The 18716-nt window shown below is 60.4% G+C and carries 19 protein-coding genes; 8 read left to right on the forward strand and 11 right to left on the reverse strand.

Features of this window, described 5'->3' with window-relative positions; translation table 11 throughout:
* The first annotated feature begins 34 nt into the window (after nucleotides 1-34).
* Nucleotides 35-1075, forward strand: a complete 1041-nt coding sequence (locus tag ACN0VH_RS10080) for an NAD(P)/FAD-dependent oxidoreductase (RefSeq protein ID WP_278922817.1) — start codon at nucleotides 35-37, stop codon at nucleotides 1073-1075.
* Nucleotides 1076-1091: 16 nt separating this feature from the next.
* Here the strand turns inward: ACN0VH_RS10080 and ACN0VH_RS10085 are convergent, their stop codons facing one another.
* The 3 genes from ACN0VH_RS10085 to ACN0VH_RS10095 all read right to left on the reverse strand — a co-directional run bounded on the left by ACN0VH_RS10085 (nucleotide 1092) and on the right by ACN0VH_RS10095 (nucleotide 3733).
* Nucleotides 1092-1874 (reverse strand): HTD2 family dehydratase, encoded by a 783-nt coding sequence (locus tag ACN0VH_RS10085; protein ID WP_417700598.1) that lies wholly within the window; start codon nucleotides 1872-1874, stop codon nucleotides 1092-1094.
* Nucleotides 1875-2074: 200 nt separating this feature from the next.
* The gene (locus ACN0VH_RS10090) at nucleotides 2075-2734 is read right to left on the reverse strand and encodes a YiaD family glycine zipper/OmpA-like lipoprotein (RefSeq protein ID WP_417700542.1); all 660 of its coding nucleotides are present in this window, start codon (nucleotides 2732-2734) and stop codon (nucleotides 2075-2077) included.
* Nucleotides 2735-2863: 129 nt separating this feature from the next.
* Nucleotides 2864-3733: a bifunctional transcriptional activator/DNA repair enzyme AdaA gene (locus ACN0VH_RS10095; protein ID WP_278922815.1), complete on the reverse strand. Its 870-nt coding sequence runs from the start codon at nucleotides 3731-3733 to the stop codon at nucleotides 2864-2866.
* Nucleotides 3734-3908: 175 nt separating this feature from the next.
* On the opposite strand from ACN0VH_RS10095, the gene nth reads away from it, so the two are divergent.
* Nucleotides 3909-4553, forward strand: a complete 645-nt coding sequence (nth, locus tag ACN0VH_RS10100; RefSeq protein WP_278922814.1) for an endonuclease III — start codon at nucleotides 3909-3911, stop codon at nucleotides 4551-4553.
* Nucleotides 4550-5539 (forward strand): adenosine kinase, encoded by a 990-nt coding sequence (locus ACN0VH_RS10105; protein WP_278922813.1) that lies wholly within the window; start codon nucleotides 4550-4552, stop codon nucleotides 5537-5539. Before nth ends, ACN0VH_RS10105 begins: the two co-directional genes overlap by 4 nt.
* Nucleotides 5540-5575: 36 nt before the next feature.
* On the opposite strand, the gene ACN0VH_RS10110 is transcribed toward ACN0VH_RS10105, so the two are convergent.
* Nucleotides 5576-6064: a MarR family winged helix-turn-helix transcriptional regulator gene (locus ACN0VH_RS10110; protein ID WP_278922812.1), complete on the reverse strand. Its 489-nt coding sequence runs from the start codon at nucleotides 6062-6064 to the stop codon at nucleotides 5576-5578.
* An 82-nt stretch (nucleotides 6065-6146) separates the two neighbouring features.
* Here ACN0VH_RS10110 and ACN0VH_RS10115 point away from each other — a divergent pair, with 82 nt between their 5' ends.
* On the forward strand, nucleotides 6147-7019 hold the full coding sequence (locus ACN0VH_RS10115; protein WP_417700543.1) for an EamA family transporter: 873 nt from the start codon (nucleotides 6147-6149) through the stop codon (nucleotides 7017-7019).
* Between the two features lie 23 nt (nucleotides 7020-7042).
* Here the strand turns inward: ACN0VH_RS10115 and ACN0VH_RS10120 are convergent, their stop codons facing one another.
* Nucleotides 7043-7525 carry an RNA pyrophosphohydrolase gene (locus tag ACN0VH_RS10120; protein WP_278922810.1) on the reverse strand — a complete coding sequence of 161 codons (483 nt, stop codon included), beginning with the start codon at nucleotides 7523-7525 and terminating at the stop codon, nucleotides 7043-7045.
* Nucleotides 7526-7692: 167 nt separating this feature from the next.
* Here ACN0VH_RS10120 and ACN0VH_RS10125 point away from each other — a divergent pair, with 167 nt between their 5' ends.
* A complete protein-coding gene (locus tag ACN0VH_RS10125) occupies nucleotides 7693-9720 on the forward strand; it encodes an FAD-dependent oxidoreductase (RefSeq protein WP_417700544.1) in 2028 nt (675 codons plus the stop codon).
* Between the two features lie 83 nt (nucleotides 9721-9803).
* On the opposite strand, the gene ACN0VH_RS10130 is transcribed toward ACN0VH_RS10125, so the two are convergent.
* Nucleotides 9804-11468, reverse strand: a complete 1665-nt coding sequence (locus tag ACN0VH_RS10130; RefSeq protein WP_278922808.1) for a methyl-accepting chemotaxis protein — start codon at nucleotides 11466-11468, stop codon at nucleotides 9804-9806.
* Nucleotides 11469-11942: 474 nt separating this feature from the next.
* Here ACN0VH_RS10130 and ACN0VH_RS10135 point away from each other — a divergent pair, with 474 nt between their 5' ends.
* Complete coding sequence (locus ACN0VH_RS10135) at nucleotides 11943-12860, forward strand: LysR family transcriptional regulator (RefSeq protein ID WP_278922807.1); 918 nt, start codon at nucleotides 11943-11945, stop codon at nucleotides 12858-12860.
* 156 nt (nucleotides 12861-13016) lie between these two features.
* Here ACN0VH_RS10135 and ACN0VH_RS10140 read toward each other — a convergent pair whose 3' ends face one another.
* The 4 genes from ACN0VH_RS10140 to ACN0VH_RS10155 are packed head-to-tail and all read right to left on the reverse strand — an operon-like array spanning nucleotide 13017 to nucleotide 16089.
* A complete protein-coding gene (locus ACN0VH_RS10140) occupies nucleotides 13017-14036 on the reverse strand; it encodes an OmpA family protein (protein WP_278922806.1) in 1020 nt (339 codons plus the stop codon).
* Nucleotides 14033-14605, reverse strand: coding sequence for a peroxidase-related enzyme (locus ACN0VH_RS10145; RefSeq protein WP_278922805.1), 573 nt, complete (start codon nucleotides 14603-14605; stop codon nucleotides 14033-14035). The genes ACN0VH_RS10140 and ACN0VH_RS10145 overlap by 4 nt, the downstream gene beginning before the upstream one ends.
* Nucleotides 14606-14611: 6 nt before the next feature.
* Nucleotides 14612-15370, reverse strand: a complete 759-nt coding sequence (locus tag ACN0VH_RS10150) for a GNAT family N-acetyltransferase (protein ID WP_417700545.1) — start codon at nucleotides 15368-15370, stop codon at nucleotides 14612-14614.
* Nucleotides 15367-16089, reverse strand: coding sequence for a competence/damage-inducible protein A (locus ACN0VH_RS10155; RefSeq protein ID WP_232402851.1), 723 nt, complete (start codon nucleotides 16087-16089; stop codon nucleotides 15367-15369). The genes ACN0VH_RS10150 and ACN0VH_RS10155 overlap by 4 nt, the downstream gene beginning before the upstream one ends.
* A gap of 199 nt (nucleotides 16090-16288) precedes the next feature.
* Between ACN0VH_RS10155 and sfsA the strand changes: the two genes are divergently transcribed.
* Nucleotides 16289-16990 carry a DNA/RNA nuclease SfsA gene (gene sfsA / locus ACN0VH_RS10160; RefSeq protein ID WP_278922803.1) on the forward strand — a complete coding sequence of 234 codons (702 nt, stop codon included), beginning with the start codon at nucleotides 16289-16291 and terminating at the stop codon, nucleotides 16988-16990.
* 175 nt (nucleotides 16991-17165) lie between these two features.
* Nucleotides 17166-17975, forward strand: coding sequence for a type I methionyl aminopeptidase (gene map / locus ACN0VH_RS10165; RefSeq protein ID WP_278922802.1), 810 nt, complete (start codon nucleotides 17166-17168; stop codon nucleotides 17973-17975).
* Nucleotides 17976-18051: 76 nt separating this feature from the next.
* On the opposite strand, the gene ACN0VH_RS10170 is transcribed toward map, so the two are convergent.
* On the reverse strand, nucleotides 18052-18714 hold the full coding sequence (locus ACN0VH_RS10170; RefSeq protein ID WP_278922801.1) for an HAD family hydrolase: 663 nt from the start codon (nucleotides 18712-18714) through the stop codon (nucleotides 18052-18054).
* Nucleotides 18715-18716: the final 2 nt, after the last annotated feature.

Below are 18716 nucleotides of genomic sequence, written 5' to 3' on the forward strand. Positions count from 1 at the left end.
GCAGCTGACGTGACACTGGCGAAAGGTCGGAAAAATGGCAATGGCAGATATCACAGTGCGCGGCGCTGGCGCCTTTGGGCTTGCGATTGCCTGGGCCTGCACCCAGCGCGGTGCCCGCGTTCAGGTGGTCGACCCGCAAGGCCCCGGCGCCGGGGCCAGCGGTGGGATCGTAGGGGCGCTGGCCCCACATGTGCCAGAGAACTGGAACCCAAAGAAACAGTTTCAGCTGGAAAGCCTGCTGATGGCCACCACGTTCTGGGCCGAGGTCGAGGCCGCAGGCCATCTCTCGGCTGGCTATGGGCGCTGCGGTCGGCTGCAGCCGCTGAAAGACGCGCGCGCGGTAGAGCTGGCCCATCAGCGCGCCATTTCGGCCAAGGATCTCTGGCAAGGGCAGGCGCAATGGCAGGTCCGTCCGGTCACGGACCTGGGCCCCTGGTGCCCGCCCAGCCCCACCGGCCTGGTGGTACAGGACAGTCTGAGCGGTCGGCTGCATCCGCGCCAATCCTGCGCCGCGCTGGTGGCCGCACTGACCGCGCATAGAGTTCCCATCCTGCGCGATGCCCCCGATGCCGGGCTGGTGCTGCATGCCAAGGGCCATGCAGGGCTGCAAGAATTGAACATCGCCTTTGACCGCCCCCTGGGCAATGGGGTCAAGGGGCAGGCGGCACTGCTGCGCTATGATGCGGGTGCGGTGCCCCAGCTCTATGCGGATGGGCTGCATATCATCCCGCATGCGGATGGCACGGTGGCGATAGGATCAACCAGCGAGCGCGATTATGACGACCCGACCAGCACCGATGCCCAGCTCGATGCGGTGATCGCACGGGCGCGGGCGGCAGTTCCGGTGCTGGCAGATGCGGCCGTGATCGAACGCTGGGCCGGGCTGCGCCCCAGAGCCAAGAGCCGCGCCCCCATGCTGGGGCAGTGGCCGGATCGACCCGGACATTTCATCGCCAATGGCGGCTTCAAGATTGGCTTTGGCATGGCCCCAAAGGTCGCCAGCGTCATGGCAGATCTGATGCTGGATGGGGTGGATGCAATCCCGGCAGGCTTTGCCGTCAGCGATAATCTGTAGGCGCTGTCCGGCAGCCTTATCCAACAGCACTGGCCGGGACCGCACTGGCCTGCATACATTGGCGCCCATCCGGTGCCCGCACCCACAGGTCTGTCCCGTTGCAGCACAGGGTCGCCGCTTCAAAATGCATCAATGGCGCGGTGGCACGGAATGAGAACTCTGCCAACGGCCCCATCAGATCCTCTGCCAAAAGCATCAACTGCTGTGCCAAAAGCGGACCATGCACCACCAATCCGGCATAGCCTTCCACGTCGCGGGCATAGTCCTGATCATAGTGGATCCGATGGCCATTGAAGGTCAGAGCTGAATAGCGAAACAACAGGGTCGAGCTGAACTGCACGCTGCGAGCCACCTCTTCATCGGCACGCGCCTGCGGTGGGACTGGTTTGGCAGCGGATGGATCCGGGTCTTCGCGGTAGACGAGATCGTGCCATTCCTGCACGCACAGTACCCCTGCCTGCCAGATCTCATGCCGCAGCGTGACAAAACCCAGCGGGCCAGTGCGCCCCTGTTTGCGCCCCACGTGTTCAACGCAGGAACGTTTTTCCGCCTCTTGTCCGGCCAGCAGCGGGCGTTCAAAACGCAAGCGCCCCCCTGCCCACATACGCCGGGGCAGGCCAAGGTCCGGGATCAACCCGGATGCGCCGCGCCCCGGATGCCCATCCCTGCCCAGCTGCTCTGGCGCGACGGGGGTCCAGAAATACAGTTGATGAAAGAACGGCGGCAGCGCGGACCCGGATGTGATGTCCGGCGTCAGGCCCAGTGCCACCTGCAATGCGGCGGCACGGGCTGGATCCATCACATCACAGGCGCACAGGATCTGCGCTGTCCCTGGAAAATCTTCGGCGCCTGGCGGCGCGGCGGGAGCTTGTTTGTCAGTCATGAAGCCATCTTAGCGTCGGGCAGCACCTGCGCAACTGCAGAAAGGGCAATGAAAAAGGGCCGCATCACATGCGACCCCTCGCTTGGGCTTTCAGCCCCTCGCCCAAAGGCGCGGGTTCACCCAGAGGTGGGGACAATGACAATTTCAACCCGGCGGTTCTGCGCCTTGCCCTCGGTCGTCAGATTGCTGGCCACCGGCTGCTCTTCGCCGCGGCCAAAGATCTGCAGCCGGTTATAGGGCACGCCGCCCGCCTGCACCTGATCGGCCACGGTATTTGCCCGCCGCTCTGACAGGGCCTGGTTATAGGTCGCGTCACCGTCGCTATCAGTATGGCCAATCACCTGCACCGCGCTGTTGGGATATTTCACCAGGCTCTGCGAAACCTGACGCAGATCGCCCTGAACGGCGGGGGAAATGGCCGAACTATCGGTGGCAAAGGTCAGATCATTGGGCAGGGAAACGATCAGCCGATCGCCAGTATTGACGATGCTGATGTCAGAATTGGACAGGTTCTGGCGCAGCTCTGCCTCTTGCTTGTCCAGCTGGTTGCCGATCAGGCCGCCGACCAGCGCCCCGGCGACAGCACCACCCGCCACAGCCGCGCCCTTGTTGCTGGAATTGGAAATCCCCGCAAGACCGGCCCCCACAAGCGCCCCCGCGATCAAGCCAGTGCGCTCTTTATTGCCGGGCTGACGGATATCGCCCGTATCGGTGCAGGCCGAGAGCCCAAGGGTCACGGCCAGAAGGCCCGCGCTGGAAATTTTCAAAATGGTCATTTCGACACCTATTTTTCTGCTCAATTGACACAGGGTTTGCGCCATCACGCCGTTATATCATGCCTGGTGGCAATTGGCTCAACCTCCCTAGCAGGAATCTGGGCGGAAACCTGCGCAAGTGCCGCGCTTTCAGCTCTGCGCGGGCATGCGGGGACGGGCCGTATCCTCGCTGCGAGCGCTTTCATAGGCCAGGATCGCGCGTTTCACTGGCTGCCCCCAATGATAGCCGCCCAGTTCACCGGATTTCTTCAGGGCGCGATGGCAGGGGATCAACCAGCTGACCGGATTACGGCCAACGGCAGTGCCAACGGCGCGCACGGCTTTGGGAGCGCCAATGGACCTGGCAATTTCCGAATAGCTGGTAACATGGCCGTCGGGGATCGCTAGCAGCGCCTCCCAGACCTTTATCTGCAGTGGCGCGCCAATCAGATGCAGCTTGGTTTCGCCCTTCTGGGCAAAGGCCGTATCCACCAGCGGGCGCAGCGCCGTGGGGTCTTCGACAAAGCGGGCCTGCGGCCAGCGCCCACGCAGATCTGCAAGGGTTGGCTCTGCCCCGGTTTCCGCCGCAAAACCCAGCCCGCAGATACCCTTGTCAGTGCCCATCACCAGGGCCAGCCCAAAGGGGCTGTCAAACCAGCCCCACAAGATCTCCAACCCGGCGCCTTTGCGGGCGTATTCGCCCGGGCTCATGGCTTCCCAGCGCAGAAACAGATCGTGCAACCGGCCAGATCCCGACAGCCCAACCGCATGGGCGGTATCAAGGGTGGAAAAGCGGTCGCGCAACAGGGTCTTGGCATGACCCAGCCGCAGATATTGTTGATAGCGTTTGGGAGAGACCCCCACCCAGGCCGAAAACAGGCGCTGAAAATGCGCCGGGCTCATCCCCATCTGCCGCGCCAGATCTTCCAGGGGCAGTTCATCGCCACCGGCATCAATCAATTCGATGGCGCGGCGCATCACACCATAGTGATAGCTTTCTTCGTTTGGCTGGATGGTCATCTGCTTTCCCCTGTCGCCTTCTGCCCCAGCATAGCGGCTGGCCACCAACCCCGGCGACCCGAAACCTGCGCGAAGCACAAAATCGCAGGCCAGACCGTTGCAAGGCAAGGACTTCGAAACCCTGTACGCCTTTTTTGTTTGCGCAGGGCCACGCCAAAAGGCATTAAGACCCGCGATGGCAAAACAACTCGATTATCATACCATCCGCGAGATATTCTCGCGGTTTCAGGCAGCAGAACCAGAGCCAAAGGGCGAGCTGGAGCATGTCAATGTCTATACGTTGGTGGTGGCTGTGGCCCTGTCGGCGCAGGCAACCGATGCTGGCGTCAACAAAGCCACCCGCGCCCTGTTCAAAATCGCGGACACTCCGCAGAAAATGCTGGATCTGGGACTGGAAGGCGTCACCGAACATATCAAGACCATTGGCCTGTTTCGGCAAAAAGCCAAGAACGTCATCAAGCTCAGCCAGATTTTGGTAGATGACTACGGCGGTGAGGTGCCAAATTCGCGCGCCGCACTGCAGTCGCTGCCGGGAGTTGGCCGCAAGACCGCCAATGTAGTGCTGAACATGTGGTGGCATCAGCCTGCCCAGGCGGTGGACACCCATATCTTTCGCGTTGGCAACCGGTCCGGCATTGCGCCAGGCAAGGACGTCGATGCGGTGGAACGCGCCGTCGAAGATAATATTCCCGCTGACTTTCAGCAACATGCACATCATTGGCTGATCCTGCACGGCCGCTATCACTGCAAAGCACGCAAACCGCTTTGCGGCACCTGTCTGATCCGCGATCTCTGTCAATATGAGGACAAGAACCTATGAAAACCTACCAGATCGTTGGCATCGGCAATGCTGTTGTCGACGTAATCTCGCAAAGCGATGACAGTTTTTTGGCCCATATGGGCATTGAGAAAGGCATCATGCAGCTGATCGAGCGGGAGCGGGGCGAGGTGCTTTATGGCGCGATGGAAGGTCGGGTACAGACGCCAGGTGGATCCGTAGCAAATACCATCGCTGGCGCCGGCACCCTGGGCCTGGATGCGGCCTTTATTGGCCGGGTACACGACGATGCCCTGGGACATTTCTATGCCAATGCGATGAATGAAGAGGGCGTCGATTTCGTCAATCCGCCAGTCACCGGAGGAGAGCTGCCGACCTCGCGCTCGATGATCTTTGTCTCCCCCGATGGGGAACGGTCGATGAACACCTATCTTGGCATCTCTTCCGAGCTGAGCAGCGCCGATGTGCCCGACGCGGTGGCCGGCAATGCCCAGATCATGTTCCTGGAAGGCTATCTCTTTGACAAAGACAAGGGCAAGTCAGCCTTTTTGGAAGCTGCGCGCGATTGCCGCAAGAGCGGCGGCAAATCCGGCATTGCCATCTCGGATCCGTTTTGTGTTGAACGCCACCGCGCAGATTTCCTGCAACTGATCGAACATGATCTGGATTTTGTCATCGGCAATCAGGACGAAATCAAATCTCTGTTTGAAACCGATGATCTGGAGACGGCCCTGGCCAAGACCAGCGCGATCTGTCCGCTGGTGATCTGCACCCGATCAGGCGATGGCGTCACTGTGATCAGCGGCGAGACGCGCCTGGATGTACCGGTAAAAACCGTGGTGCCTGTGGATGCAACCGGCGCAGGCGATCAATTTGCCGCTGGTTTCTTGTTTGGCCTGGCGACCGAGCGTGATCTGGAAACCTGCGCCAAGATCGGCAACCTCTGCGCCGCCGAAGTCATCAGCCATATCGGCCCGCGGCCAGAGGCCAATATGACGGAACTTCTGCGCGACGCAGGGCTTCTGTAACCCCAAGATGCCTGCGGAACAGGCCTAGCCAGCGCGTTAGGCCTGTTCCGCAGCAACCAGCGCCCGGGACAGCAAAGTCTTAAATGTGCTGCGTTCGTCTTGGGACATCGCCGCAAGCAGGCGCTCTTGCGTGGCCACATGTTCTTCGACCACCTGGTCAATCAGGGCCAGCCCCTCGGGGCTGAGTTCAATCAGAAAACTGCGACTGTCACCCGGATTGATCTGGCGCAGCACCAGGCCGTCGGCCTCTAGCCGGGCAATGCGGTTGGTCATGGTCCCCGAGGCCACCATCGTTGCAGACAGCAAAGCCCCCGGTGACAGCCGATATGGCGCGCCAGAGCGGCGCAGCGTGGCAAGCACATCAAATTTCGCCGCATTCAGACCAAACCGGCCAAAGGTCACCTGCATCCCCTCTTGATAGGCAAGGTACAGCCGGGCCACCCGTCCGATGATCGCCATGGCGCTGACATCCAGGTCGGGCCGCTCTTGCGCCCATTGGTCAGTGATAAAATCTACATGGTCCATGATCGATCTCTGGGCATCTTTTATCTTGACGTCAAGATAAAATCAATTATCTCGACATCAAGATAACTCGCAGGAGCCCCCAATGCCCAGACTGGATCTCATCCTTACCGCGCTTGCCCCGGCTATCTGGGGCAGCAGCTACATCGTCACCACCAGCCTACTGCCCGGCCAGTCCCCGCTGTTGGTGGCGCTGCTGAGGGCCCTGCCCGCCGGGCTGTTACTGCTGCTTGTCGTGCGGCAATTGCCACCGCTGAACTGGATCCCCCGGCTCTTGGTACTGGGGGCCCTGAACTTTTCGCTGTTCTGGACCCTGTTGTTTGTGTCTGCCTATCGTCTGCCCGGCGGAGTTGCCGCAACGCTGGGCGCAGCGCAGCCGCTTCTGGTGGTGTTCTTCTCGGCCTATATGTTGAACACCCCCATCCGCCCCGCCGCGTTGCTCGCTGCAGGACTTAGCATTGTCGGCGTGGCGCTTCTGGTGCTGTCTCCGGCGGCAACCCTTGATCTCTGGGGTATTCTGGCAGGATTGGGCGGCGCGGCCTCGATGGCAGCGGGTGTGGTCTTGACCCGCAAATGGCAGCCGCCGGTGCCACCGCTTACCTTTACCGCCTGGCAGCTGACCGCCGGCGGGCTGCTGCTGATCCCCTTTGCCCTGTTCGGGCTGGACACCGTTCCCAGTTTCACCAGTGCCAATGTGATCGGCCTGGCCTACATGAGCCTGATTGGCGGCGCACTGACCTATATCTTGTGGTTTCGCGGCTTGTCGCGGATTGAACCTGCCAAGGTCTCCCTGCTGGGCGTGCTCAGCCCTCTGTCCGCGGTGCTCTTGGGCTGGATCATCCTGGCGGAACACCTGACCCCGCTGCAAATCGCAGGCGCGGCGCTGACCCTGTTCAGCCTTTGGCTGGGGCAGACGAAGCTACGCCTCTTTCGTGCCAAAACCGCACCGCAGCCCTAGTGCCCCACCAGGATATGGGGCGCTTACAGATGCGCCTCAAATTCCTGAACAACGCGGGCATAGACCTCGCGTTTGAAGGGGACGATCTTTTCCACCAGCTGATCCACCGGCTGCCAGCACCAAGCCGAAAATTCGGGGTGCTCGGTCTCGATATTGATCTGCTCGTCACGGCCAAGAAAGCGCATCAGATACCATTTCTGTTCCTGGCCGCGATACTTGCCGCCCCAGAACTTTGGCACCACGTCATGCGGCAGTTCATAGGGCAGCCAACCGTCGCTTTCGGCGATGATTTCAACCAGATCCTGGGTCACTCCGGTTTCTTCTTCCAGCTCCCGCAGGGCCGCAAGGCGGGCGTCTTCGCCCCGGTCGATCCCACCTTGCGGCATTTGCCAGGCATCCTGAAACCGGTCTTTGCGCTGCGCCACAAAAACCTCATTCTTGGCATTGATAAGCATGATACCGACATTGGGGCGGTAGGGCAGCTTTGCGATCTCTTGCGGCGTCATCTGGGGGTCCTTGGCTAGGGGCGGCGTTCGAAGGTGCCGATGCAGGAAAGTGATTTCGCCCCTTTAGACCCGGTGTCGCCGGGGCAGGCAAGGGGGTGACGCCGCGTTGAGGCGTGACAAGCGCCCGCCCGCAGGGCAATTTCACCGCAACTGCAAGGGAGAGTGTCATGACTGCGTACCCAAATCTTCTGGCGCCGCTGGATCTTGGATTTACCACACTAAAGAACCGCGTGCTTATGGGCTCTATGCACACGGGGCTGGAAGAAACCAAGGACTGGAACCGGGTGGCCGAATTCTACGCGGAACGTGCCCGCGGCGATGTCGCGCTGATGGTCACCGGCGGCATTGGCCCCAACCTTGAAGGTTCTGTCCTGCCCGGCGCGGCAATGATGACCACGGAAGAAGACGCTGCCAACCACGCCATTGTCACCCAGCGCGTGCATGAGGCTGGCGGCAAGATCGCCATGCAGATCCTGCACGCAGGCCGCTATTCCTATGGGCCAAAATGCGTTGCCCCCAGCCCGGTGAAATCGCCAATCTCCCCCTTTCCGCCACATGAGCTGGACGAAGCAGGCATCGAGAAGCAAATCGCCGATATCGTCAATGCTGCCGTGCTTGCCCAGCAAGCGGGCTATGACGGGGTGGAGATCATGGGCTCCGAGGGTTATTTTCTCAACCAGTTCCTGGTCACCCATACCAACAAGCGCACCGACCGCTGGGGCGGATCCTATGAAAACCGCATGCGCCTGCCCATCGAAGTGGTCCGCCGCACCCGCGAGGCCGTTGGGACCAACTTCATTATCATTTATCGCCTGTCGATGATCGACCTGGTGCCCAATGGCTCGACCCATGATGAGGTGGTGCAACTGGCGCAAGAGGTCGAAAAGGCTGGTGCCACCATCATCAACACCGGCATTGGCTGGCACGAAGCGCGCATTCCAACAATCGCCACATCCGTTCCGCGCGCGGCCTTTGCCTGGGTCACCAAGAAACTGATGGGCAAGGTCTCGATCCCGGTGATCACCTCGAACCGGATCAACACGCCGGAAGTGGGCGAAGAGGTGCTGGCCACCGGCTGCGCCGATATGGTGTCAATGGCGCGACCGATGTTGGCGGATGCGCATTTTGTTGCCAAGGCCAAGGCCGGCAAGGGCAATCAGATTGCTCCCTGCATCGGCTGCAATCAGGCCTGCCTCGACCATACTTTTGGCGGCAAGCTGACCTCATGCCTGGTCAACCCCATGGCCTGCCACGAGACCGAGCTGGTGCTTGGCAAGGCGGATGTCATCAAATCCGTGGCGATTGTGGGCGCCGGTCCTGCCGGGTTGTCAACCGCGCTGGCGGCGGCCGAGCGCGGCCACCGGGTCACCCTCTTTGACAGGGCGGATGAGATCGGCGGCCAGCTCAACATGGCAAAACAGGTGCCCGGCAAGGAAGAATTCTGGGGGTTTGTAGATTGGTATCGCACCATGGTGTCCGAGGCCGGGATCACCCTGGAACTGGGGCGCAGCGTCACAGCTGATGATCTGACCGGATTTGATGAGGTGATCATTGCCACCGGTGTCATTCCCCGCGACCCGACCATTCCTGGCCAGGACCGGCCCGAAGTGCTGAGCTACATCGACGTGCTGCGCCACAAGAAACCCGTCGGCAAGACGGTTGCGGTGATTGGCGCTGGCGGCATTGGCTTTGACGTCAGCGAATACCTGCTGCACGAAGGCACCAGCCCAACCAAAGACCTGCCCTTGTGGATGAAGGAATGGGGCGTTACCGACCCGGCAGAACACCGCGCCGGCCTCGCCCCCGAAGGACCACAGCCCGAGGCACCAGCCCGCGACATCACCCTGTTGCAGCGAAAGAAGCAGGCCCATGGCAAGGGGCTTGGCAAGACCACCGGCTGGATCCACCGTGCAACGCTGAAAATGAAGGGGGTAAACTTTGTCGGCGGCGTCAACTATGAACGCATCGACGACGAGGGCCTGCATGTCAGCTTTGGCGAGGCGCGGGAAAACCCCACGGTGATCGCCGCTGAAACCTATGTACTTTGTGCCGGGCAGGTGCCCGACCGCAGCCTTGCGGATGCGCTAGAGGCCAAGGGAGTTTCCTGCCATGTCATCGGCGGTGCCGATGTTGCTGCCGAGCTGGATGCCAAACGCGCAATCAATCAGGGCACTCGCCTGGCAGCCACGCTGTAACGCGGACAACAAGCCCCGCAACATAAGGCGGGGGCACCGCATACTGGCGCGGTGCCCCCATTTTGTTTCCAGTGGTGGCAAGATCAGGCGATCAGGCGTTCGGGCTTGTCGCCCCCTGATTCGCCGGCAAACTTTTGCAACAGATCCGTCAGCCGCGAGGCTTCGTTCCGCATCGTCTGACTGGCGTTGCTGGTATCTTGAACCATGGCTGCATTTTCTTGGGTGACCTTGTCCAGCTGGGCAACGCCAACGTTGATTTCGCGCAGACCCGACGCCTGTTCCGTCGCAGAAGACGCTATGGAAGATACCAAGCCAGAAACGCTAGTCACACTCTCAACGATCTGAGCCAGAGTTTCACTGGTGGCCTGCACCAGGCGCTCGCCTTCGGACACTTGCGTCGAACTGTTGGTGACCAGCCCCTTGATGTCACTGGCAGATTTCGCTGCCAAATGGGCCAGGCTACGCACTTCCGAGGCAACAACAGCAAAGCCGCGACCGGCCTCACCTGCGCGGGCGGCCTCTACCCCTGCATTCAACGCCAGAAGGCTGGTTTGAAAGGCTATATCGTCAATTACGGTGATGATCTTGCTGATGCTTTCCGACGATTCCGCAATCGAAGTCATCGCCTGCATCGCCTCTTGCATCACCTCACCGCCCTGTTCGGCACGTCTGCGGCCTTCGGCGGCCTGCTGATCTGCGGCCTGGGCCTGTTCTGCAGCGGATTGAACGCTGGCTGACAGCTGTTCAAGTGCAGCAGCAGATTCTTCCAGGGTTGCGGCCTGAGTCTCTGCCCGGTGTGACATCTCATCAGACATGGTCGACAGGCCACGTGCGTTTTCGTCTACTGCACGGGAGCTGGTGCGCAATTCATCAACCAACCCACCAATGGCATTGGCCAGATCATTGAAATCAATGCAAAGCATCTCATAGCTCTCGCCCAGATCGCTCCAGTCTCCTGCGGTGATACGCTGCTGCATATCGCCAGATTTCAGATGCGCCATAGCACTGCTGAGGGTCTGAAACAGCTCTACCCGGCGCTTGTTTTCTTCCTGATTGCGCACCTCGATGGTCTGCGCCTCGCCCAGCCTGTCGCGCAGCGCAGCAAGATTGCGGGCAATTGCGCCCAACTCATCACGCCGGTGGGTATCTTCGATCTCGCTGCTATAGTCTTCCTCGGCCAATCGGCTGACCGCATTTGCAGCCTCAACCACCGGACGGCTTAGCAACTGACCAAAGACCAGCGCCATGACCAGAGAGCCAATCATCGCCGCCAGACTGGTCCCCAATTGAATCGCCTCACTGCGCGCGATCAAGGCCGTGATATGATCCTCAACCAGCTGCTTGCGTTGCCCCATCGTGTCTTGCAGCACATCAACCCCATCACGCAGCGAAGAGATCGCAGGAATAATCTCACCATATGCAATATCGCGGCGGGCCTCTGGTTCGGCCTGTTCCAGCCGTGCGGTTGTGGCTGCAAACCCATCCAGAGTGGGCTGCAGCGCCATTACCGCATCAAAGACATCTTGCTGCTTTGCACTCTCGATAGAGACTGAAACGAAACGACCTTCGGCGGCGGCGACCTCCGCAACCACCTCTTCGATGTTGCCACGCAGCCCGGCAAGTCCCTTGGCATCGCCCCCGGTATACGCCAGCAGATCCGCCAGACCCTGCTCGATATCTTCCTTCATGTCATCGAGGCTCTTGAGTTGTGCCACCACCACGCGGGATTGATAGATGCTATCGGTCAAACGATTGCTAACCAGCCAGGATGTTGCCGCAATTGCAGAAAGCATTACGACAAAGATGCCCCCCAAAATAAAAATCTGTGTCCGCAAAGAGAAACGATGCATTTAGCTTACCCTCAAGAATTAGTGCCGGGACCATGATGTCCAGTTGGGAACTACTGTGCCGGGGACAGGTATAGATTCAGTTATTTTCCGCCTACTTCTTGGGCACAACTGGACGAATACTCCTACCTTTTCGTTCACATTTTAATCTACGCAGCCCCCTATCTCCCCGCAGGGCCTGCAGCCTGATCATGCCCCACTGCGCAGCTAAGCGGTTGTGTAAGCCATGTACTGCCCATGGCCCAACCGGTCGCCACCGTTTCCACAATGCAAACGATCCGGCAAAAACCCTGCAATTATCCCACCCCCGCCGCGTTCTTGCCAGAATTCGGCGCCAAACCAAGGCTCAGAGAATGCACAACAAGGACCCCGCAAATGGATCGACTGACCGAAATGGAGGCCTTTGCCAATGTCGTGGACCAAGGCGGGTTCACGGATGCGGCAAAAAAGATGGGGATTTCCAAATCCGCCGTTTCCAAACATGTCTCCAGCCTCGAAACCCGATTGGGTGCACGACTGCTGAACCGCACCACCCGACGGGTATCGCCAACAGAAATTGGTCTCGCCTATTATGATCGTGCCCGCCGGGTGCTGAATGATGCCGGAGAAGCCGACGCCCTGGTCTCTTCCATGCAATCCGCGCCATCAGGCCTGCTGCGTATTTCAGTGGCCACCGATTTTGGCGTCAATCACCTGTCGCCGGTTCTGTCCAACTTTCTGCGCGATTTTCCCGATATCACCGTCAACATGGTGCTCAACAACCGCTATGTCGAGCTGATCTCGGAAGGGTTCGACATGGCCCTTCGGATTGGCGAGCTGGAAGACAGCTCCCTGAAGGCACGCAAGCTGACCGAAACCAACAAGCGCATGATCGCCTCGCCCAGCTATCTGGAACAATTTGGCCGCCCGCAAAAGATTGACGATCTGAACAGTCACAAGCTTTTGCATTATTCCAACCAGTCCAGCGGCAATGTCTGGAAAATCACCGCGCCATCCGGCGAAAAACGCCAGGTGCGCACCTCCGGCTGGCTATCGGTGAATGACGGACAATCCCTGCTTAACGCGGCGATTTCCGGGCTTGGGATCGCCTATCTGCCCAGCTATCTCTATTCCGAGGCGATGGCCGAAGGATTGGTCGAAGACGTCATGCCCAGCCTGCCAATGGAAACCCAGGGCATCTATGCGGTCTACCCGCCCGGAAAGTTTACCCAGCCCAAAGTGCGCGCCTTCATTGATTTTCTGGCACATGCCTTTGCCGACAAGGACGCAATGAACTGGTCCCAGTCGAACTAGGCCCCGTATGGCGAGATAGCTTGCCGACATCGGGGACAAATTGCCGGGCGGGATCTGACGTTTCCCTTGGCACCGCCCAGCGTGCAACAGCCCCTGCCCAGGCAGGGGCTGTGCCACCTTCAGCCCGCCGCAGCAGCAGGGGCAGTCGGGCCCAGCCTAGTTGGACAGCAGCACCACTTCGACCCGGCGGTTTGTCTCGCGCCCCTCAACCGTCAGATTGCTGGCCAAAGGCGCCATATAGCCGGCACCTGCGGCCTCAATGCGATCAGCCTCAATACCGTATTCCTGCACCAGGGCCTCTTTCACCGATGCAGCACGGCGTTGCGATAGCGCGACATTATCCGCCAGCCCGCCAACCGTATCCGTATGGCCGACAATCAGAATTCTGGCCTCTGGCTGGCCTGTCAAGAATGCCACCAGCCGTTCCAGGCTGGGACCTGCGCCCTGCCCCAGGGTGACCGCCCCGGTATTAAAGGCCATCCCCTTGAGCACCGCATGACCCTGTTGCAACAATTGCTGCCGCAGCTGCAGGGGCGCCTTGGGCGCGGGTTGTTCTGCGCCTGCAACCGCCAGCGGTGGTTCGGTTGGCGGGCCAAGTTCGATCAGCTGAATATAGCTGGCCTCACCACTGTGCGACACCAGAACGGAAACCAGCTGCGGTTCGGGGCTGTCCGGGATCTGCGCGGCCAGAAAGTGATAGTCCGACAGGCTGACCACCATATCAGGGGCTGGCATCACCTCGATGCCAAAGCGGAAATCAAAACCGCCGCACTGGCGCGCGGCGCATTGGAACAGGATCTCGTAGCCCTGCGCCACCAGTTGGCTGCGCAAAAGATCCAGCACCTGCAGCACCGTGGCTTCACCCTCCAGCTGCCAACTACGCCGCAGAATTCGTCCTTCGGCCAGGCGCTGCGGGATGCCCTGCTCGGAATAGGGGCCTATCGGCAGGGCATAGCTGCCCAATGCCGTTTCCCGCCGCGATCTGAGGCTGGCCCCTGCGGGCAGTTGCAAATCCATCTCTGCCACTGCCGCGTCGCCCTCTGCCAGAACCGGGGGTGCCACCACCCAAAGCCCCCCGCCCAGCACAGCAGCAAGAACAAGGGACACAAGGCCGACAGGGCGTTGCTTTGACGGGCCAAAGCCAGCCTGGCCTGGCGTGATCTGGCCAGATGTCATCTAGACTGGGCGTGATAGGCGTCGTTCGGCGCCATCCCCGTGGCTGAGGCAACCCGATTGGACATGTTATAAAAACCGGTCACATTGGCAATGTCCCAGATATCACGATCCGTGAAACCAACCTGGCGCAGGGCGGCACGGTCGCTTTCTTCGATCTCGGCGCTGGCCTTGGTCACCTTGACGGCAAAATCCAGCATCGCCCGCTGCCGGGCGTCCAGCGGGGCCACCCGGTAATTCATCACCAGCATTTCCCCCAGCTTGGGGTCGCCCGACAGTTGGCGCACCGCCGCGCCATGGGCTGCGAGACAATAAAAACAGCTATTTACGGCCGAAACCACCACCGCGATCATCTCGCGCTCCAGCTTGCTTAATGCGCTGTCACCCAGCATTAGCTCGTTATAGAGCGCACTGAATGTATTCAGTTTGTTTTCATCAAAAGAATGGGCGCGCAGCACATTGGGCACCATGCCCAGCTTATCCTGGCAGACATTGAAATATTTCTGCATGCCAGCAGGCAGCGGATCTAGCGGCGGCAGGTCCAGTGCGGTGGGGGCGGTTTCCTCGGTCATGGTCAATTACTCTCCTGTTGGCAAATGGCGATAGTGATACTGTCCGCAGCAGGTCATGCCGAGGGATGCGTAGAGCTTGTTTGCGCCGGTATTGGCTTTGGTGCAGAGCACCGCCATTTCCTGCGCGCCAGCCTCGGCGGCCCAGAACCCGGCCTGCCGCATCATCCAGACCCCCATGCCACGGCGGCGCTGGTGGGGCAGGATTTCAAGCGCATGCACCATGGCCACATCATCATGCACCGCAACAAACCCGGCGCCGGCCGGCTTGTCATCATAGCGCCCCAGCAAGGCAGCCTTGGGGCCGGATACCCGCTCCATCACCGCCTGCCGTTCCATCCCGATCCCGCCGGCAATCCAGATCTCGCGCTGGATTTCCAACGGCGACCAAAGCGCAAAGGTGGTGACGCGGGGGATTTCAACCTGCGTCAACAGGGAAATCGGGCAGGTCCAGAGGTTGACCGGATCCTTGATCGCATAGCCACGATCCGCCAGTTGGGCGTCCAGCTCTGCCTGGCCATCGCGGATCATGAAAAGGCAGCTTTGCCCCATGGCACGCATCGCCTGTTCTGCCTCTGTAATCTCGGCCTCAGTGGCCGGACCCTCGACGCTGGCGGCCGAAACCCGGCTGCCCGCCCCCTGCCCTTCGCGCAGCGTAACAGGACCCAGGCGGCGTTTGCTCGCAGGCGGCCAGGTGGCCTCGACCACCTCGTAGTATTTGGGATCTGTCAGGGCATCCCTGTCAGCATCAGCCGATGCATCGGTCATAGGCCCATCTCCTGTGCCAGTTCGCTCATGGCGGCATCAACCGCCGCGCCCTCCTGGCCCCGGATCACCACATTGGCACCATAGGCCCCATTGTGCTGAAACGGATAGCACCCGATCGAAACATCACTGTGGCGCGCCGCGAGATCCGACAGGAAGGCCGCGATATCGCCCTCACCGCGCATCAGGCGCAGGCTCTGCGACAAGAGCGGCGCGCCGCCGCTCAGCCCTGGCAGCACGCTGGCCACCATGGCCTGAAACACCATTGGCACCCCGGCCATTACATGCACATTGCCTAGGCTGAACCCCGGCGCCGAAGACACCGGGTTGTCAATGAGAAGCGCGCCGTCAGGGATCCGCGCCATGCGCAGGCGGGCGGCGTTCAACTCCTGGCCAGAGTTGGCATAATGGGCCGCCAGGATCGCGCGGGCATCCTCGCGCACATCCAGATGCGCCTCAAAGGCCTGGGCAATACAGTCGGCGGTAATATCATCGTGGGTGGGCCCAATGCCGCCGCTGGTGAACACGTGATCGTATCCAGCGCTAAGCGCCTGAACTGCCGCAACAATTGCCGATGCCTCGTCGCTGACCACGCGCACTTCCTTCAGGTCGATGCCCTGCTTGGTCAGTTCGGTGGCGAGAAAATGTGTGTTGGTATCGCGGGTGCGCCCGGACAGGATTTCATCTCCGATGACCAGCATCGCTGCACTGGGGTTGGGCATTCGTTCGCTCCATGTTGCGGCTCTGAGTCTGGCCTGTTCTGCAGGATAGCTTCTCCTGCCTTGAGAGCAAGACGCCATCCTGCCCCAGTCGGCAATTGCGCCGAATTGCCCGCAAAGACCCGGTGCAGATCCACCCGGCCTACTGATAGTTTTCCCGTGATAGATTGACATCCCCGCCGCCTGCGTTACCCAAAGGCGCATGGACTTTACCACACCGCTGATCCGCGCCACCCTGCTGCGTCGTTACAAACGCTTTCTTGCCGATTGCCGCCTGGCGGATGGTCGCGAAATCACCGCCCACTGCGCCAACCCCGGCTCTATGATGGGGCTGGCCGAACCGGGCATGGTGGTCTGGCTGGAACCCAATGATGATCCAAAGAAAAAGCTGAAATACGGCTGGCGGCTGGTGGAGCATGATGATGGGACTTTTACCGGCGTTGATACCTCGGTGCCTAATCGTGCCCTGAAGGCCGCCCTGATGGCTGGCGAAATCCCCGCGTTAGCCGCCTACAAGACGGTGCGCCCCGAAGTAAAATATGGCGATAACAGCCGGATAGACTTTCTGCTGTCCCAGCCCGGTCTGCCCGATTGTTATGTCGAGGTCAAAAGCGTCACCCTGTCGCGCCAACCGGGGCTGGCAGAGTTCCCCGACAGCGTCACGGCGCGCGGCACCAAACATCTGAACGAACTGGCAAACATGGCTAACCAAGGCTATCGCGCCGTGATGTTCTATCTGGTACAGCGCACCGATTGCGACCGGTTCGCCCTAGCGGCAGATATCGATCCGGCCTATGCGGCAACCTTCAAGCGCGCCCAGGCGGCAGGGGTGGAACGGCTGATCTACGCCACCGAGATTTCCCCGCAGGCCATCACCATCGGCAAGGCACTGCCCGGCGTCTGAACAAACTGCGTGACCAGACCGCCCGCCACCTGGTCCCTTGGCTTTTGCCAAGTGTTCTTACAAACTGGCTGCAGGATTTGGCCGCAGATTTCGGATTTGCCGCGCGCCCTCTGGTTCTTTTCACCAAATCCGCTTACATAGCCCTGCAAGACACGAGCCTACGGAGCCCAGCTTGATGAGATCAAAAGACGGCCGCACCACCAAAGACGGCATTCGCATTTACCAAGAGGCCGATTTTGCCGGCATGCATGTGGCCGGAAAGCTGGCCGCGCAGATCCTTGATGACATCGCCGTGTATGTTGTGCCCGGTCAGACCACCGGGGAAATCGACCGCATCATCACCAATATGGTCGAAGAGGCCGGTGCAAAATCCGCCACCATAGGATACAAGGGCTATCAGCACGCCAGCTGCATCTCGGTGAACCACGTGGTCTGCCACGGCATCCCAAGCGAGAAAAAGCTGAAAGACGGCGATATTCTCAACATTGATGTCACCGTGATTGTCGATGGCTGGTTTGGTGATACCTCACGGATGTTTGTGGCCGGCAAACTGTCGCGCAAGGCCGAACGCCTGATCCAGGTCACCCATGACAGCCTGATGAAGGGGATCGAGGCGGTAAAGCCCGGCAATACCTTTGGCGATATTGGCCATGCCATCCAGTCCTACGCCGAAAGCCAGCGCATGAGCGTGGTACGCGATTTCTGCGGTCATGGCCTGGGGCAGGTCTTTCATGCACCGCCCAACGTGCTGCACTATGGCCGCCCCGGCACAGGCCCCACACTGGAAGAGGGCATGTTCTTCACCATCGAACCCATGATCAATCTGGGCCGCCCGGAAACCAAGATCCTGGCCGATGAATGGACCGCCGTCACCCGCGACAAATCGCTGACCGCGCAGTTTGAACATTCCATCGGCGTAACCGCAGATGGGTTTGACATCTTTACACTGTCGCCCGGCGGCAAGTTTCACCCGACCTACGGCTGACACAGCGCCCTGTGCGCCCCATCGCAAGGCCCCGACTGTTGTGGTTGGGGCTTTACTGTTTTCTGGTGCCGTCGGATCACAGGCCGATCAGCGCCGGAACCTGTGCCATATCGGTAAAGATCTCGCCGCCCTGCGCTGCAAGGGTCCGGCCGTCCCCGTCTGGGACAAAGCCCAGACAGCGCATCCCGGCGCGCGCTGCCGCCAGGGCGCCGGTTGCGCTATCCTCAATCACCAGACAGTCTCGTGCCTGGACACCAAAATGGCTGGCCGCCGCCAGAAACAGCCCCGGATCGGGCTTGGACACGCCCAAGGAATGCGCCGAGAACATCGCGCTGGGATGAAACCGTTCCCACAGCCCGTTCTGTCCCAGGGTGATGCGCATCTTGTCCTCGCTGCCATTGGACGCCACGCAGATTGGGATGCGCTGCTCCTCCAGCCGGGCCAGCAGATCCGCCACGCCCGGCATCAGCGCCACACCCGTTTCCAAGGCCGCATAGATTTCGCGATATATTTCGTCCACCCAGTCCACGTGCAAATCAGCCCCCAGGGCGATGGCCCGCTGCATCACCCCCGGCATGGTGCCACCGACAAACAATTCCAACGATCGCTCTAGCGTCAGATGCAGCCCGTGCCGTGCAAGATTGTCGATCAACGCCTGGTTAGAGACCCGCTCGCTATCGACCAAGACGCCGTCACAATCAAAGATAATCAGTTTTGGCGTCGGAAAGGTTGTGGGCATAT

The sequence above is a fragment of the Pseudophaeobacter sp. genome (assembly GCF_048267565.1).
GTDB lineage: Bacteria > Pseudomonadota > Alphaproteobacteria > Rhodobacterales > Rhodobacteraceae > Pseudophaeobacter > Pseudophaeobacter profundi.

Bases quoted from the DNA above. Each gene is read 5' to 3' on its own strand.
- ACN0VH_RS10080 (WP_278922817.1), top strand. From the start codon at position 35: ATGGCAATGGCAGATATCACAGTGCGCGGCGCTGGCGCCTTTGGGCTT.
- ACN0VH_RS10085 (WP_417700598.1), bottom strand. From the start codon at position 1,874: ATGGATCCAGCCCGTGCCGCCGCATTGCAGGTGGCACTGGGCCTGACG.
- ACN0VH_RS10090 (WP_417700542.1), bottom strand. From the start codon at position 2,734: ATGACCATTTTGAAAATTTCCAGCGCGGGCCTTCTGGCCGTGACCCTT.
- ACN0VH_RS10095 (WP_278922815.1), bottom strand. From the start codon at position 3,733: ATGACCATCCAGCCAAACGAAGAAAGCTATCACTATGGTGTGATGCGC.
- nth (WP_278922814.1), top strand. From the start codon at position 3,909: ATGGCAAAACAACTCGATTATCATACCATCCGCGAGATATTCTCGCGG.
- ACN0VH_RS10105 (WP_278922813.1), top strand. From the start codon at position 4,550: ATGAAAACCTACCAGATCGTTGGCATCGGCAATGCTGTTGTCGACGTA.
- ACN0VH_RS10110 (WP_278922812.1), bottom strand. From the start codon at position 6,064: ATGGACCATGTAGATTTTATCACTGACCAATGGGCGCAAGAGCGGCCC.
- ACN0VH_RS10115 (WP_417700543.1), top strand. From the start codon at position 6,147: ATGCCCAGACTGGATCTCATCCTTACCGCGCTTGCCCCGGCTATCTGG.
- ACN0VH_RS10120 (WP_278922810.1), bottom strand. From the start codon at position 7,525: ATGACGCCGCAAGAGATCGCAAAGCTGCCCTACCGCCCCAATGTCGGT.
- ACN0VH_RS10125 (WP_417700544.1), top strand. From the start codon at position 7,693: ATGACTGCGTACCCAAATCTTCTGGCGCCGCTGGATCTTGGATTTACC.
- ACN0VH_RS10135 (WP_278922807.1), top strand. From the start codon at position 11,943: ATGGATCGACTGACCGAAATGGAGGCCTTTGCCAATGTCGTGGACCAA.
- ACN0VH_RS10140 (WP_278922806.1), bottom strand. From the start codon at position 14,036: ATGACATCTGGCCAGATCACGCCAGGCCAGGCTGGCTTTGGCCCGTCA.
- ACN0VH_RS10145 (WP_278922805.1), bottom strand. From the start codon at position 14,605: ATGACCGAGGAAACCGCCCCCACCGCACTGGACCTGCCGCCGCTAGAT.
- ACN0VH_RS10150 (WP_417700545.1), bottom strand. From the start codon at position 15,370: ATGACCGATGCATCGGCTGATGCTGACAGGGATGCCCTGACAGATCCC.
- ACN0VH_RS10155 (WP_232402851.1), bottom strand. From the start codon at position 16,089: ATGCCCAACCCCAGTGCAGCGATGCTGGTCATCGGAGATGAAATCCTG.
- sfsA (WP_278922803.1), top strand. From the start codon at position 16,289: ATGGACTTTACCACACCGCTGATCCGCGCCACCCTGCTGCGTCGTTAC.
- map (WP_278922802.1), top strand. From the start codon at position 17,166: ATGAGATCAAAAGACGGCCGCACCACCAAAGACGGCATTCGCATTTAC.
- ACN0VH_RS10170 (WP_278922801.1), bottom strand. From the start codon at position 18,714: ATGCCCACAACCTTTCCGACGCCAAAACTGATTATCTTTGATTGTGAC.